The 14889-nt window shown below is 44.7% G+C and carries 16 protein-coding genes and 4 tRNA genes; 4 read left to right on the forward strand and 16 right to left on the reverse strand.

Features of this window, described 5'->3' with window-relative positions; all coding sequences use genetic code 11:
- Positions 1 to 184: 184 nt before the first annotated feature.
- Both MSA64_RS09970 and MSA64_RS09975 read left to right on the forward strand, forming a co-directional pair.
- Positions 185 to 255 (forward strand) — tRNA-Gly (locus MSA64_RS09970).
- 24 nt (positions 256 to 279) lie between these two features.
- A tRNA-Gly gene (locus tag MSA64_RS09975) sits at positions 280 to 351 on the forward strand.
- A 46-nt stretch (positions 352 to 397) separates the two neighbouring features.
- On the opposite strand, the gene MSA64_RS09980 is transcribed toward MSA64_RS09975, so the two are convergent.
- From MSA64_RS09980 to spoIIID, 16 genes are all read right to left on the reverse strand, one after another.
- On the reverse strand, positions 398 to 652 hold the full coding sequence (locus MSA64_RS09980; protein WP_287891498.1) for a hypothetical protein: 255 nt from the start codon (positions 650 to 652) through the stop codon (positions 398 to 400).
- Positions 653 to 834: 182 nt separating this feature from the next.
- Positions 835 to 920: transfer RNA gene (locus MSA64_RS09985), tRNA-Leu, on the reverse strand.
- Positions 921 to 1139: 219 nt separating this feature from the next.
- Positions 1140 to 1221, reverse strand: a tRNA-Tyr gene (locus MSA64_RS09990).
- Positions 1222 to 1326: 105 nt separating this feature from the next.
- Positions 1327 to 3495 carry a glycoside hydrolase family 13 protein gene (locus tag MSA64_RS09995; RefSeq protein ID WP_154431713.1) on the reverse strand — a complete coding sequence of 723 codons (2169 nt, stop codon included), beginning with the start codon at positions 3493 to 3495 and terminating at the stop codon, positions 1327 to 1329.
- 98 nt (positions 3496 to 3593) lie between these two features.
- On the reverse strand, positions 3594 to 4253 hold the full coding sequence (locus tag MSA64_RS10000; protein ID WP_287891499.1) for a YczE/YyaS/YitT family protein: 660 nt from the start codon (positions 4251 to 4253) through the stop codon (positions 3594 to 3596).
- Positions 4254 to 4621: 368 nt separating this feature from the next.
- Positions 4622 to 6469 (reverse strand): ATP-dependent zinc metalloprotease FtsH, encoded by a 1848-nt coding sequence (gene ftsH / locus MSA64_RS10005; RefSeq protein ID WP_287891500.1) that lies wholly within the window; start codon positions 6467 to 6469, stop codon positions 4622 to 4624.
- 158 nt (positions 6470 to 6627) lie between these two features.
- On the reverse strand, positions 6628 to 7164 hold the full coding sequence (hpt, locus tag MSA64_RS10010; protein WP_287891501.1) for a hypoxanthine phosphoribosyltransferase: 537 nt from the start codon (positions 7162 to 7164) through the stop codon (positions 6628 to 6630).
- On the reverse strand, positions 7157 to 8605 hold the full coding sequence (tilS, locus tag MSA64_RS10015) for a tRNA lysidine(34) synthetase TilS (RefSeq protein ID WP_154431711.1): 1449 nt from the start codon (positions 8603 to 8605) through the stop codon (positions 7157 to 7159). Before tilS ends, hpt begins: the two co-directional genes overlap by 8 nt.
- A complete protein-coding gene (locus tag MSA64_RS10020; protein ID WP_154431710.1) occupies positions 8606 to 10084 on the reverse strand; it encodes a SpoIIE family protein phosphatase in 1479 nt (492 codons plus the stop codon). It abuts the gene before it with no gap.
- Positions 10085 to 10240: 156 nt separating this feature from the next.
- The gene (locus tag MSA64_RS10025) at positions 10241 to 10498 is read right to left on the reverse strand and encodes an FtsB family cell division protein (protein ID WP_022171063.1); all 258 of its coding nucleotides are present in this window, start codon (positions 10496 to 10498) and stop codon (positions 10241 to 10243) included.
- A 7-nt stretch (positions 10499 to 10505) separates the two neighbouring features.
- Positions 10506 to 10991 carry a spore cortex biosynthesis protein YabQ gene (yabQ, locus tag MSA64_RS10030; RefSeq protein ID WP_321070767.1) on the reverse strand — a complete coding sequence of 162 codons (486 nt, stop codon included), beginning with the start codon at positions 10989 to 10991 and terminating at the stop codon, positions 10506 to 10508.
- Positions 10992 to 11270, reverse strand: coding sequence for a sporulation protein YabP (yabP, locus tag MSA64_RS10035; RefSeq protein WP_106491738.1), 279 nt, complete (start codon positions 11268 to 11270; stop codon positions 10992 to 10994).
- Positions 11271 to 11392: 122 nt separating this feature from the next.
- Positions 11393 to 11632, reverse strand: coding sequence for an RNA-binding S4 domain-containing protein (locus MSA64_RS10040; RefSeq protein ID WP_022171060.1), 240 nt, complete (start codon positions 11630 to 11632; stop codon positions 11393 to 11395).
- Between the two features lie 7 nt (positions 11633 to 11639).
- Positions 11640 to 11915, reverse strand: coding sequence for an HU family DNA-binding protein (locus tag MSA64_RS10045; protein WP_022171059.1), 276 nt, complete (start codon positions 11913 to 11915; stop codon positions 11640 to 11642).
- A 166-nt stretch (positions 11916 to 12081) separates the two neighbouring features.
- Positions 12082 to 13047 (reverse strand): phosphotransferase, encoded by a 966-nt coding sequence (locus MSA64_RS10050; protein WP_277663658.1) that lies wholly within the window; start codon positions 13045 to 13047, stop codon positions 12082 to 12084.
- Between the two features lie 141 nt (positions 13048 to 13188).
- On the reverse strand, positions 13189 to 13443 hold the full coding sequence (spoIIID, locus tag MSA64_RS10055; RefSeq protein WP_215636701.1) for a sporulation transcriptional regulator SpoIIID: 255 nt from the start codon (positions 13441 to 13443) through the stop codon (positions 13189 to 13191).
- 215 nt (positions 13444 to 13658) lie between these two features.
- Here spoIIID and MSA64_RS10060 point away from each other — a divergent pair, with 215 nt between their 5' ends.
- Both MSA64_RS10060 and MSA64_RS10065 read left to right on the forward strand, forming a co-directional pair.
- Positions 13659 to 14210 (forward strand): GNAT family N-acetyltransferase, encoded by a 552-nt coding sequence (locus tag MSA64_RS10060; RefSeq protein WP_205839910.1) that lies wholly within the window; start codon positions 13659 to 13661, stop codon positions 14208 to 14210.
- Positions 14211 to 14326: 116 nt separating this feature from the next.
- On the forward strand, positions 14327 to 14707 hold the full coding sequence (locus MSA64_RS10065; RefSeq protein WP_022171055.1) for a 4Fe-4S binding protein: 381 nt from the start codon (positions 14327 to 14329) through the stop codon (positions 14705 to 14707).
- The last annotated feature ends 182 nt before the right edge of the window (positions 14708 to 14889 follow it).

Consider the following 14889-nt stretch of genomic DNA (forward strand, 5'->3'; position numbering starts at 1 on the left):
CAGATAGCTCAGTTGGTAGAGCAGAGGACTGAAAATCCTCGTGTCACTGGTTCGATTCCGGTTCTGGGCATTATCGGTTCATCCGATGCCAGGAACAAAAAACTTTTCAAAAAAAGTTAAAAAAGTTCTTGACAATCTCGACTGGATAATATATACTACATTATGTTGTCAGCAACAAACACTTGCGGGTGTAGTTCAATGGTAGAACACCAGCCTTCCAAGCTGGATACGTGGGTTCGATTCCCATCACCCGCTTTTAACTGAATATCAGTTATTTATGCACGAGTGGCTCAGTGGTGGAGTATCGCCTTGCCAAGGCGAGGGTCGCGGGTTCGAATCCCGTCTCGTGCTTTTTTGCTATCTAAAATCGGGAGCAACAAATTCGTTGCTCCCGATTTTAGATTTCAAGTCTGTCAATAATCTCCACTATCTCATCATAATTCACAAATTCATTTACTATTTGATAATCCTTTATTCCTGCTAAAACAGTTATCGCTAATAATACAAGAAATATCTTTTTAAACTTTTTCTTCTTAAATCTTATAACACCAAATATAATCGTCAGTACTACCAGCACAAAAAGAAATATATTAAATACTATAAACAGTATTCCCAAAATTCCTATGAAAGGTATTACACTTAAACTTCCCATATATGCTCCCATCAACCATTTGCTGCATACCCATCTGATCCCTGCCTCAATATCGACAATAGCACTTTGTCATTTCCTTTTCAAGCTTTTGGCAGAGTATTTTTAATTTGCAGAAAAGCAATTTCCTGTAAATTAAAAAAGAGAAACGCTGTATCTTCAACGTTTCTCTTATCTTCAACTACTGCCGCAGACCGGAATCGAACCGGTACGGGTATCACTACCCACGGGATTTTAAGTCCCGGGCGTCTGCCAGTTCCGCCACTGCGGCATATACATATGAATACGGCTTCAATCGTGGGCATACGTGCAAGCACTGTCCCAGCTAGCTAACTTTCATACGCACTAATGGATGGAGGTGGATTTGAGCCTTTTTGCTATCATTTCAGCAATCTCAACTCTGAACTACCTTTATCCGATGGATGGAGGTGGATTCGAGCCTTTTTGCTATCATTTCAGCAATTTCAACTCTGAACTACCTTTATCCTAATGGATGGAGGTGGATTCGAACCACCGAAGCAATTTGCAGCAGATTTACAGTCTGTCCCCTTTGGCCACTCGGGAATCCATCCATATCTTGTCAAAGCATTCACACGCTCTGACAAGATAGAATTATAACGCAATCTTTTTTAAATTGCAAGTCTTTTCTAACTGATTTGCAAGATATTTTTAGTTTTTTAATTATTGAGAACTGTGGATGCATCTCCCTCTTTCTCAGCAGCTTCTTCGTCCTTCTTCTGTGGAAGTTCACATCCCCTGCACAGGACAATTGCTTCCAGCGGGGACATCTCCAGTTCCAGGTAGCCTGCCACTACCGGGTATTCTTTCTGTTCCATATCGTAGGCGATGGCGTTGCTGTCAAGAATTCTGGTCATGGTAGTATCGACACTTCTGCTGATACCGGTCTCCCATACCGGAATCTCTACTTTCTTGTTTTCGTTGTTGTTATTGATGACAACGACAACCTGCTCGTTTTCATTGAAACGCCCAAAGGAAATCAGATTATAGTCTTCTTTCAGCATCTTTACAGATCCGTATTTTAATACCGGCAGTTCTCTGTGCATCCGGATCGCATCCCGGTAGAACTGTACCAGATACTGGTCCTCATGTCCCCACGGATACGTTCTCCGGTTATCCGGATCGGTGAAACCACAGACACCGGCTTCATCTCCATAATAAACAGTAGGAGCACCCGGCCAGGTCATCTGAATGGCAACTGCTTCTCTTAAAATAGCCTTGTTGATTCCTTCCTCGGCTGCTCTCGCGCCAACTGTATTGATACGTCCTACACGGCTGTTGGTTCTCGTAAGAAATCTGGAATGATCGTGATTATCCAGCTCGTTCATCGCAGTCAGAAGAGACGGTGCATAGAATCGTGAACCGTTATAGCGCATGGAATCACGGAAACACTCTGCATTCCCTTTCAGATCCTGCCGGTACTGATCACTGTGCTTTTCAAGTCCGGTCAAAAACCAGGAAATCGGCTCCATAAACGCATCATAGTTCATAACGGTATCCCACTGATCTCCCTGCAGCCACGGACTGGCATCTCCGTAGTGTTCTGCGATAATGATCGCCTCCGGATTAGCCTCTTTTACCACCTTTCGGAACTGCCTCCAGAACTTATGATTGTACTCCGCACTGTGCCCCAGATCCGCTGCCACATCCAGACGCCAGCCATCCACGTAAAACGGTGCAGAAACCCATTTTTTCGCGATGCGCAGGATATCCTCGTATAGTTTTTCAGAATCTTCATAATTCAGCTTTGGAAGTGTATTATGTCCCCACCAGCCGTCATAGAATTCATTGTAAGGCCAGCAGTGTTCATTATGGAACTTAAAAAAGCTGTGATACGGGCTGTCTCCACTGATAAATGCGCCTTTTTCGTAGCCCGACTGATTTTCATAGATCCGTTCCCGGTCCAGCCATTTGTTAAAGGATCCACAATGGTTAAATACACCGTCCAGGATCACTTTCATGCCTCTTTTGTGGATCTCTTCCACCAGCTCGATGAACAGCTGATTGCTGGCTTCCAGATTTTCTTTGTTGGTCACACGGTCAATATATCGTTTGGCATGGGTATTGTCTTTGTCCCAGTCTGCCAGCAGATTACCCTCGTCGTGAACGATCTTTCCAAAATGCGGATCCACATAGTCATAATCCTGAATGTCATACTTGTGGTTCGACGGTGATACAAAGATCGGATTCAGATAGATGACTTCCACACCGAGATCCTGCAGATAGTCCAGTTTATCCATAACACCCTGCAGATCGCCACCGTAGAAATTGTTCACGTCCATATTGTCCGGGATCTTGCTCCAGTCTTCGATCCGTCTGCTGTGACCGGAAATATAAAAATATTCATTGGTCAGCACATCGTTGGAGCTATCTCCGTTATAAAAACGATCCACAAAAATCTGGTACATTACCGCCCCTTTTGCCCAGTCCGGTGTATGGAATCCCGGGATAATACCAAAAGAATACTGTTCCTGCAGCTGACGGGTCACACCAAGTTCATTGTAATAACAGACAATTTTTCCTGCCCGGATCTCAAAATAATAATGGATCGGTTCACTTCCCACCGGAATCTGAATCGCATAATAATCAAATCCTTCCCGGCTCTTCTCCACTTTCATCTCTTTGCGGATCGTACCGCTGATAAAATAAACAGCATCTACATTGTTTTTCAGTGTCCGGAATCGAACCGTGACGATATCTCCCGGTTCCGGTTCCATCGGTGTTCTGTACTGTGCTGTCTCATCGCTGTATAAGGCCCGTTTATTAAATACCGGTCGCATTTTATTGATATATTCCTGTGCACGGAGTACATTATTCAAATCTTCCATGTTTTCCCTTCCCTTCTCGCAGTCGCTTATATGTAACCGTTCAGTACCCGCGCAGGATACCGCCTGCTAAATAGTTACACTTATATTCTATTTTATTCTCATCCTTCTCCTGTCAGTGCAGGAAAATGCTTTTTCATGATATCACCAAGCCACTGGATCACAGGCCCCAGAGCCAGGATCATAATGACAGTCATCGCTCCAATCTTTCCGCCAAAGGAAAACCCGATCATAGTTACCGAAAAATCAAAGGCGATCCGTATCACCTTAAACGGTACTTTTGGCAAATGTCCGGAAATAATAATTGGAATGGCATCATACGGAGCTGTTCCCATATCCACATCCACATATAAAGCAACTGTCAGAATGAACAGTATCACCGATGGAATCAGTACTGCGATCCGAACCGGCAACGTGGTAAAAAAATCTGCCGGCAGTACCCGGTTCCAGATCCATGTGAAGAAGTCTACAAAGTATCCGATGAGAAACATATTCGCCAGTGTTCCAAAGCCAAGATTTCTTCCTCCGAAGATTACAACCAGTATCAGAAGCACCGTGTTCATCAGTGCCTGCCAGTTTCCAAAACTCATACCGATCTTTGCGGAAATCGCTTTGTTCATCATACTGCACGGATCTGTTCCCATATCCACCAGCAGTAACAACGACAATGCAAATCCCATTCCGAATACTGCCAGCAGTACCACGCCAAGTCTCCGCCAGAAATGTTCTTTCTGATAAAATCCCTGCAAAATCGCTTTCATATATCGCAAACTCCTTTATTTTCTGCTAATACTTTTCCATTTTATTATAGCTTCCTGTGAATTGCAAATATTATTTTCCCGTATAAGCCACGATTTTTCCGTTATTGATAGCAGGGCACCGGACTTGAGCCGGCGAACCGGTTATTGATATGCAAGAAAGAAAAAAAGACAGCCAAAGCTGTCTTTTTTGGAGAAGGTATTTCTCTTATGGGGTGTAGCAAAAACTATATAATGTATTGGGGGGTTTTTACAGTTATTATAATAGCATGTAGCCAGGGAAAAGTGTGCACAAACATGGATTTTTTTTGTACAGTTTTTTATTCATTTTTTTACAGATAAAAAATCTCTTATTTTTTCTCTTCGGAATTTTATACAATTTCCCCGGAAGCTGCCGCATTTTTTTCCTCTTCGAATAATTTTTCGAATTCTGTTCTTCCAATCTTCTCTTTTTCCAGAAGAAGCTGTGCACAGTGTTCCAAAACATATCTGTGTGCCTGGATACTTGCTTTCGCTTTTACATAACACTCATCGATAATTTCTTTTACTTCCCGATCAATCGCTGCCGCTGTCGTCTCGCTGAATCCACGGCTGTGCGCCAAATCTCTGCCGATAAAGACTTCGTCCTGCTCATCACCGTAGGTCACCATACCCATATTGGCAGACATACCATATTTTGTCACCATTGCTTTGGCGATGCCTGTGGCACGGCGGATATCTTCGGATGCACCGGTGGTGATATCGTCAAAGATCAGTTCCTCTGCGATTCTTCCACCAAGGCATACTTCAATATTTTCCAGCATCTTTCCTCTGGTATTAAACATCTCATCCCGGTTCGGAAGCGGCATCGTATAACCCGCTGCACCGGCTCCCGTCGGAATAATGGAGATTGTATACACCGGATCCATCTTTTCGAGCACATGGAACAGGATTGCGTGACCTGCTTCATGGTACGCTGTGATCTTTTTCTCTTTTTCCGAGATCACGCGGCTGTGTTTTTCCGTTCCGATACCGACTTTGATAAATGCTTTCTGGATATCTTTCTGGCAAAGGAACTGACGATCCTCTTTTGCTGCCAGGATGGCCGCTTCATTCAGCAGATTCTCCAGTTCCGCTCCTGTAAATCCTGCGGTGGTCTGTGCGATCTGTGGCAGATCCACATCATCTCCCAGGGGTTTGCCCTTTGCATGAACCTTCAGGATCTCCTCTCTTCCGCGGACATCCGGTGCACCTACCGCGATGGTACGGTCAAATCGTCCCGGACGAAGAATGGCCGGATCCAGGATATCCACACGGTTGGTTGCTGCCATCACGATGATTCCCTCATTAACTCCGAAACCATCCATCTCTACCAGTAACTGGTTCAGCGTCTGTTCTCTTTCGTCATGACCGCCGCCCATGCCGGTTCCTCTTCGTCTTGCCACAGCATCGATCTCATCAATAAAGATAATACACGGGCTGTGACGTTTTCCTTCCTCAAAAAGATCACGGACACGGGAAGCACCAACACCGACAAACATTTCCACAAAATCAGATCCTGAGATAGAAAAGAACGGAACGCCCGCTTCCCCTGCAACTGCTTTTGCCATCAGTGTCTTACCGGTACCCGGAGGGCCTACCAGAAGTACACCTTTCGGGATTCTTGCACCTACTTTGTTATATTTATCCGGGCTTTTCAGGAAATCAACGATCTCTTTCAGATCTTCTTTTTCCTCCTGCAGACCGGCAACATCACGGAAAGTAAATCGTTTGCCGGATGGTTGCGTCAGCTGTGCACGGCTTTTGCCAAAATTCATCATTTTGCTTCCGCCGCCACCGCTTCCGGCGTTTCTTCCCATCAGCATAAACAGCAGAATCACCATCACACCAAGAGAGGCGATCGGAACACCCACGCTGAGCAGTTTACTTTCCTTCGGTACATCTGTCATCTGATAAGATACATTTGCATCTTCCAGCATCTGACGTACTTCTTTGACATCGTCAATATACATATCTTTACTTCTTCCGTTCATAAGAACCGCAATCAGCTGGCCGGTAGGCGTCTGCTGGTTCTGATGAATCACTGCCTCTGCCACCCGATGATTTTCCAGATCCTCTTCCAGTTCTTTATAGGAATAGTTATTCTGCGTCTGCAGCTTCTCGCCAAGATAGGACAATCCGACAATCATCAGCACCATTACAATCAGCCAGACTCCTACCCCTTTCAGTTGTTTTGACACGTTGTTTCTCCTTTCGGGTCTGAGGTACGCAGGAAATCTCTACGAAATATTTTCCGGAAGATACCCTGCGTACACTCTATATTTTTTTCAGTCTGTGACTGTTTTTATTCATTTATAGTAACTGTTCAGTACCTTCACAGTTACGGTTTCCCAGGTTATTATTCTTCTCCTGCACCCGGTTCTACCACGCCGATAAACGGCAGATTTCTGTAACGCTGTGCGTAATCCAGACCATAACCTACAACAAATTCATCCGGAATATTAAAACAGGTATAATCTACATGTACTTCTTTCACACGACGTTCCGGTTTGTCCAGCAGTGTACACAGTTTCAGGCTTGCCGGATTTCTCTTTTTCAGAATCTCGATCAGATAACTTAAAGTACGTCCGGAATCAATGATATCCTCCACGATCAGAACATCTCTTCCTTCCAGCGGCTGATCCAGATCTTTCACAATTTTTACAACACCGCTTGATTTCGTGTCATCTCCATAGCTGGATACGGACATAAAGTCCATGGTTACCGGTACACTGATTCTTTTTGCAAGTTCGCATGCAAAAAATACGCCACCTTTTAATATACAGATCAGATGTACGCATTTTCCTTCGTATTCTTTGCTGATTGCCGATCCTATCTCCTGAATCCTCTTTTCTACATCCTCTTCGCTGATCAATACACTGATTTTATCACTCATGAGTACTTCCTCCTTTAATCTCTGCCTGTAAGATTCGACTGCTTTGCTCCTTCACTTTATACGCTGCGCTGATTCTGTCTCCTATGATCCACAGGATCTCAGAACCGTCTGCCAGAAGCCACAGCTGATCCCGTTCTTCCACCGGGATCTTTCGGTCGATCAGGTAATCTTTCAGTTTCTTACTGCCTCCTCCGTCAAAAAGACAGATCCGATCTCCCGGCTGTCTGTGTCGGATCACCAGTTTCTGTTCTATTCTATCATAATCAAACCATTTCGTATACTTCTTTTCCTGTATTTTCCCAAAATCACGGGAAATCAGACTTACTGTAAGAATCAGATCTCCTGCCTGAAAAGATTCTGACTGCGAACTCTGTACCGTTACCGGAATTGCTTCATTTTTTCCGGTATTGCTGGTTTTTTCTTTTTTCTGTCCCAGCAGAATCCCATCATAGGTTCGCCTTGCCTGCATCTCATAAGGAAGATCTCTTCTTGCCCCTACCTTCTGTTTCCATAACTGCTGCACCGCTTCTATATGGATTCTGGTAAAATTCTTCTGTTTCCCTGAAATCTCTTTTAAAAGTGTGTGTATGATCTGCCGGCTGATCAGATCCGGTTCTTTTTTCAGTGCTTCTAAAAGTATAGCACCATCTGCATCTTCTTTTACATATTGTTTTCTCTCTTTCTCTGCCACCCGGGCAAGCACTTCTCTGGCTTCTTCCAGTTCTTCGCTCAGCTGTGCCATATGCCTCACTGCCTGTGGATTAACCTCTGTTTTCAGTTCTTCCAGCACATGATGCCGGATCCGGTTTCTGGTATAATCATCTTCCAGATTACTGCTGTCTGTTCTCCAGGACTGTCCTGCCTCTTCCAGATATGCCAGAATCTCCTCTTTTCCCAGACAGAGTAATGGCCGGATCCGATTGCCGGATACCGGTTTCAGGCTGCAAAGACCCGCTATGCCTGTTCCTCTCACCAGGTGATGAAGCATCGTTTCCGCAAGATCATCCTGATGATGGGCAAGAGCAATCTTTCCTCCGCCGGCCTCTTCACAGACTTTTGTAAAACACCGATACCTTGCAAGCCTTCCCGCCTCCTCAAGACCTGTTTTTTCCCGGTTGGCAATTCCCTGTACATCCTCATGAAACACCTGGCAGACAATTCCTTCTCCTTCACAGAGTCGTCGAACAAAGGCCTCGTCATCATCTGCCTCCTTCCCCCGCAGCTGATGATGTACATGAACCGCCTTCAGCGAAATTCCCCATGATTCTTTCCACTTTGAAAGGAGCTTCAGCAGGCACACCGAATCTGCCCCACCGGAAATCCCCAGTACAATGGTGTCACCCGGTTCGATCATGTGGAATTTTTCCACATATGTTTTCACTTTCTGTTCTGTTTTCCACATCGTTTTATCAGTTTGTCCACTTCTGCCTTTTGTAGTCATTTATTTTCTCCATATTCCCGCAACCAGGACTGTCATGTCATCTTTTGCCCGGTAGTCTGCATACTGTAATGTTTTTTCCAACAGATGCCTCCCCAGTTCTTTTGGCATCTGTTCCTGTGCCTGCAGAATCCACTCCTTTAAGATTTCTTCTCCGGGCTCTTCCCCAAAAGCATCCAGTACACCATCCGTGACCATTACCAGATAATCACCGTCATATAATTTTTTTGTTGTTTTTTCAAATTCCAGTTTCTGTACCAGTCCTGCTGCCATACTGGTAGAAGTGATCGTCTCCACCCAGTTGCCTCTCCGTATAAACGTTGTAGCAGCCCCTGCCTTTAAAAATTCGCAGATGCCCGTATACAGATCCAGCGAACACACATCCAGGCTGGAAAACATCCCACCTTTTCGCTGTAAGATCAATGCCGAATTCACCATTCGTACCGCTGTCTCTCTGGAGAACCCCGAAGTTACGAACTGTTCCAGTAATTCTACCACAGTTTCACTTTCCTTACTCGCCTCCATACCGGACCCCATCCCATCCGAAAGACACATCGTAAATTGTTCATCTGTGGCTGCACAGGCATAATTATCCCCGGAAATCGTCTCCCGTTCTTTCGTGACTCTGGCCACACCGTAAAGCACTTTATAGTTCACATCCTCACAGAACAGTACCGTACGCCACTCGCTGTTCAGTACGGCCTTACTGTCCTGTGACGGAACCATCCGACAGCCACACACATGTGAAAGATGCTTCGCGACTTCTTTCATGGTCAGACATTGTCCTCCCCGTGTGCGCATCGTGAGGGAAATCCGTTTCTTTTCGTCCTGTCGATCAAGAAACCAGATCTGTTTTACCAGGATTCTCTGTTTATGCATATATTTTCGCATCCGCTCTTCTTCCTCATCCGGCAGGATACACACCGCACTGACATCAGACGAAATTTTCCGGATCGTCCGCGCCACCTCCTGTAGCTGTTCCGCCACAGCAATCCTGTTTTCAATCAGCCGATTGCGATACAACAATTCTTCTCTGGTTTCAAAAAAGATGCGCTGCAGCTCCTCTGTAAACCTGAAAGCCTGGTGGCACTGCCCAAGCCATTCACTCTGTGCACGTAAAAAGCGGTCGGGATTGCCCTCTTCTATGATCTGCAGCAGTTCAAATACCTGCTGGCTGGTTCGCGGATCAAGATCTGACCAGCAGTTTTCTCTTCCGGAGCACTCCATGCACACCCGCTGTTGCACCTGCACAAACATATCCTGTACTTCTGCCTGGCTCAGCTGTTCCTGCCTGCTGGGCATCTCATAGAACGTATGAGCAAGTTTCTGTAAAGACCGTGCATACCGGTCAATCTTTTCTTTCTGTGGATAAACATCGTATACCGGACGACCCTTTTTTCTCCCCGTGAAAACAAGTTTTGCCATGTCCCGTAGTATCAGCACTGCACTGACTGCGAGCATGGCAACCATCCATATCTGCATGCATCCATAACCCCCTTACGGCATCTTACGCTGATAACTGCTTCCTCTTTTCACAGTTACTCCTGAAAACTTATTATAGATGACATGCTGCAAAAAACTTGTCAAACAGACAGGCTGTCCGGTCAGAAATTTTTGACACGAACAACCATTTTTTGCTTATTTATTTTCTTTAAAGATAATCTCGTTGTCCTTTACCAGACCGATCTTCTCTTTTGCAATCTTTTCCGCATATTCGTCGCTCTGCATATATTCCTGCATATCTTCAATATCTTTGGTACGGGCCTCTTCTGTCGTTATCTCTTCTTCAAGCTGAGCCTTTCTGTTTTCATTTGTCTGATATTTCACCTGCAACGAATGCTCTTTGAAAGCAAGCAATACCACCAGCATACAGACTACCATACTGATAGAAATCATCGCGACTCTATTCTGAACCTTTATCCGTCGTGCTCCTGCGTTTTTTCCTCGCGCAGCACTTTTCCTTTTTTTCATTCCACGCTCCCTTACTTTTATCTAACCCCGGGCCTTTACGTATTTTTAAACAGAATTTACGCATTTTTACAAGTAAAAAAATTGTAACTCTTTGTAAACAAAAATGCAACCTTTTTGCCAAAATAAATGCAAATTCTCTATAAAAATGCCCGATTCCCCAATACCAGACACCTGCTCCCAGCAAAATTCCGCAAAGCAGATAACACCGCACGCTTCCCCCGTTCTCTCTCAGACACATAAAAAATAAAAAAAGCCCGGCTGCGCTCCAAAACAAAATATCCACCGCAGTATCCAGACTTTTCACCCGTTTTCCTATTATCCGAAAGATTCGGATCCCATCATAAACCAGAACAAGAAGAGCACCGCAGATCATACTTTGTACCAGCAGTTCCAGCTCTCTCCCCATATAGGTGCTCATCTACTGAAACAGCCTTTTTAACAGGCTTCCTTTCTTTTTTTCTTTTCTCCCCTGTGTATAGATCAGACTGTCTACTTTTCCCTCAATCTCTGCCTCTCCCTTCTCAAGCTCCAGACGGCATACATGGAGGCTGCTTCCCCTGATCGCCAGTGTACCCTGGCTCGTTTCCATAAAAATGTTTTCTTCATCAAATGATTTCATCTCAGTGACCCCGGTGATCAATCCATGCCCTCTCTGTTCCAGATGGAGGCTGTGCGTTACTTCTTTCTTTTCTTCCATATAAAAATCCCTCCATACAATGTACTGATACATTATATGAAGGGATCCTACTTCTCATGTTATTTCCTTCGCTGTTCCTCTGTGCCCTCTCAAAAGGCTTATGCCGGACTGTCCTTTTTGCTCTACAGATAACGATACAGTTCCTGAGCCTCTTCTTTCTTCACAGTCTCCTGTACATTCAGCACTTCCACTCTGACAGCTTTGCTGCCGAACTGGATCTCCAGAACATCTCCTTCCTTCACCTGTGCAGACGCTTTCGCCGGGCGGTCATTGATCAGGACTCTTCCTGCATCACAGGCCTCATTTGCCACAGTTCTTCGTTTGATCAGGCGGGAAACTTTCAAATATTTATCTAATCTCATAAGTAAATTATTCGTTTACCAGATCTTTCAGAGCTTTTCCAGCTTTAAATTTTGGAGCTTTGGAAGCTTTGATCACCATGGATTCACCGGTAGCCGGGTTTCTTCCTTCTCTTGCTGCTCTTTCAGATACTTCGAAAGTACCGAAACCTACCAGCTGTACTTTTTCTCCTTTTTTCATTTCTTCAGATACTACATCGATAAAAGCTTTTAAAGCAGCTTCTGCATCCTTTTTAGATAACTGTGTCTGTTCAGCCATAGCTGCAACTAATTCTGTTTTGTTCATGATATTCCTCCTGTTTCGTAAATTAGTAATTACATACCTTATAGCTTTTTCGTACCTTCCCAGGCTTTTCCTGCTGAATGGTTTACAACGCTACACCTATTTATATACTGCCTCTCTTGTTTTGTCAAGGTTTTTAGGTGTTTTCGCCCTTTTTCACAGCTATTTTTCAGCAGAAACTCTGTAAAAAACGTTGCCATGGCTGCCAGAGTGCTGTTGCCTGTTCTATTTTTTCAATGTTTTTTCTGGATATCCATACCTTCTGACTGGATGCATAATAGTTTACCAGTTTCCAATACCTCCACGGATAAGAAAGGCACAGTTTCAGATGTTTCCACTCTTCCACAGACAGCGATCGCTTTCGATTATACTGTTCTGCCATTCTTCTTCCAAGCTCAGGATCCCAGTTATGTTTTTCCAGGATTTTTCTCATAAACAGACACAGATCTTCTGTCTGTGATCCACAATGCCAGTAATCAAAATTCATAAAACCTATGCCTTCCCGCGTAAAAATAATGTTATGCTGGTTACAGTCCCCGTGACATACCTCCTGCCTGTGTTCTTTACAGAATCTTTCATAATCGGAGTCTTCCAGTTCTTTTACCATTCCCTCCCCTGCTTCCAGAAAAGCAGTGATGCTCTGCGCCAGCCGCTCTTCAAACGGGTTTTTCGCCTTCTTTTTCTGTACAAATTTTCTGGTTCTGCGAAGTTCCCGGTTGTGTCTGCGGCACTCTTCCAGAAGATCTGCCCCGGGCATATCTTCGTCCTGCTCTGCCTGCATTACCGTATGTAGTTTTGCCATCGCTTCCATACTGCTTAAAATATCTTCCCCGGATCTGGTGTTACATTCCGTTCCCTGAAACCATTCTTTCACTACATAGGGAATCCCGTCTTCTCCCGTAGTGACCACCTGTCCTTCCAGATTTTCCTCCACCTGATCCACCAGTAAGAACCCGGTCTCCTTGCAGCGTTTCTGTATTTTTCTCTGCTGCTCCAGCCTCCCGGGGGAGCCCCAATATTCGCGGATACTTTTCCATCCTTTCTCCGTCTGACAGATCAGCGCTCCCCTGCCCCGCAATACCGTCTCCGCGGTCAGACCATACTGTTTCAACACCCCCAAACCACGATCGTACAATCCTGTTCCCCCTTTACTTCTCGCCGTTCTGTCTATTCTATGTAAAGGCGGAAGGGATTATGTCCATCTGTGCTTTTCCTTCTCTCCGGTTTTCCTGACGGATGTTTTCTGTTTTGTTTTTCTCTTTTTCGTTTTGTATCTTTACTCTCCAAGATGCAGATACTTCTCCCTGGTCGCCATTCCTCCCCGGATATGGCGTTCCTGCTTGTTGACATCCAGCACATTCCGGACCGCCCGTGCCAGGGATGGGTTGATCTGCTGAAGACGATCGGTACAGTCTTTATGTACCGTAGACTTACTGATCCCGAATTGCTTCGCCGTCTGCCGCACCGTAGCTTTTGTTTCTATGATATAGCCCGCAATTTCTACTGCACGCTCCTCAATATAATCCTTCACGATAAAATCCCCTGCGTACATTATTTTTACAATGTATGCGGGGGATTGGGGTGGTATGTCTGCGGAACACCTCGATATAATAGATATAATACAGTCTCCGCTTTTTCTTTTTTAAATTTCCTTTGCCAAAACATCTTTTTACCGATATATTTATTACTGGTTATATTTATTTCAAGATGTCAGAGTTAAATTACAAGCACAAAGGAGTGTTTTCTATGTCTGATCAATTCAATTTATCTTCCGTTCCTTCCTTTTCCATCTCCCGGATATCCCCGGAGGATCTCCCCACGGTACTTGACTGTATGAACGAAATCTACCGTGAACTCCCCGAAAAAAGCTGGTTCAGTATGGATGAACGGGAAGATCTGATTCGTTATATGACAGTCTCCGGGTTTGGGTTGAAAGCGGAGGCAGTTGCTGCGGATGGCAGAAAGGAACTGGCGGCAGTTTTTGTGGCACGGACTTCCGATCTCGGTGATGAAAACCTGGGAAGTTATCTGGAACCGGATGATTTACAGCTTTCTCTGGTGGCACATATGGAGATTGTCATGGTGCGCAGTTCCTATCGTGGCAATGGATTGCAAAAGAAACTAATGGAAGCCGCAGAAGAGCAGCTTCGTTCTGCCGGTTTTCGCTGGCTGATGGGAACCGCACATCCGGATAATGTGTACAGTGTACATAATTTTGAGCAGCTGGGGTATAAACTTGTAACAAAAGCCCTCAAATACGGTGGGCTTGCGCGGTATATTTTCTGTAAGAAAATCTGACTATTTTTAAACGATTTTCACTAACTTTCTCTTTACTTTCTTACCGTTTGCTGTACAATAATATTATTGAGAATATTTCTCGGTAACATTACTGATAAAGCGGAGGATACGATACTATGAAGAAACTGAAAGTAAAAAAAGGCAGTACCTGTATGGCATGTCTGGCATGTGTCAGAGCCTGTTCCGAGTCTTTCTATAAAGAATTCGACCCGGACAAATCCTGCATCCAGATCGTAGAGAAAAAATCTGTTCGCCCAATGGCCTGCCCACAGTGCGGCAAATGTGCGGAAGCCTGTCCGGAAGGTGCAATCACACAGAATCCAAAGGGTGTTTATATGATCAACAAGAAAAAATGTACCGGCTGTGGCAAATGTGCAGAAGCCTGTCCATTTGGTCTGATTGTAAAAACAGAGGGCAACCCGGCATCCAAATGTATTGCCTGCGGCATCTGTGCAAAAGCATGTCCGATGGATGTACTGGAAGTTGTTGATGAGTAATTTTCTGTAAACACGGATTTTAGTCCGTTATTTATGTAAATCAAAAGTAACTATTCAGTAGCCACTGTCCCGCGAGGTGTTTTGACATGAATATGTCAAAATCCCGAGACATACAAGCCAAAATGCCATCACCGAAGGTGATTTACGCGAGCAACGAGTCAAAGTCCGTGCTTGCACGGAAC

The sequence above is a fragment of the Oliverpabstia sp. genome (assembly GCF_022785585.1).
Taxonomy (GTDB): Bacteria; Bacillota; Clostridia; order Lachnospirales; family Lachnospiraceae; genus Oliverpabstia; species Oliverpabstia intestinalis.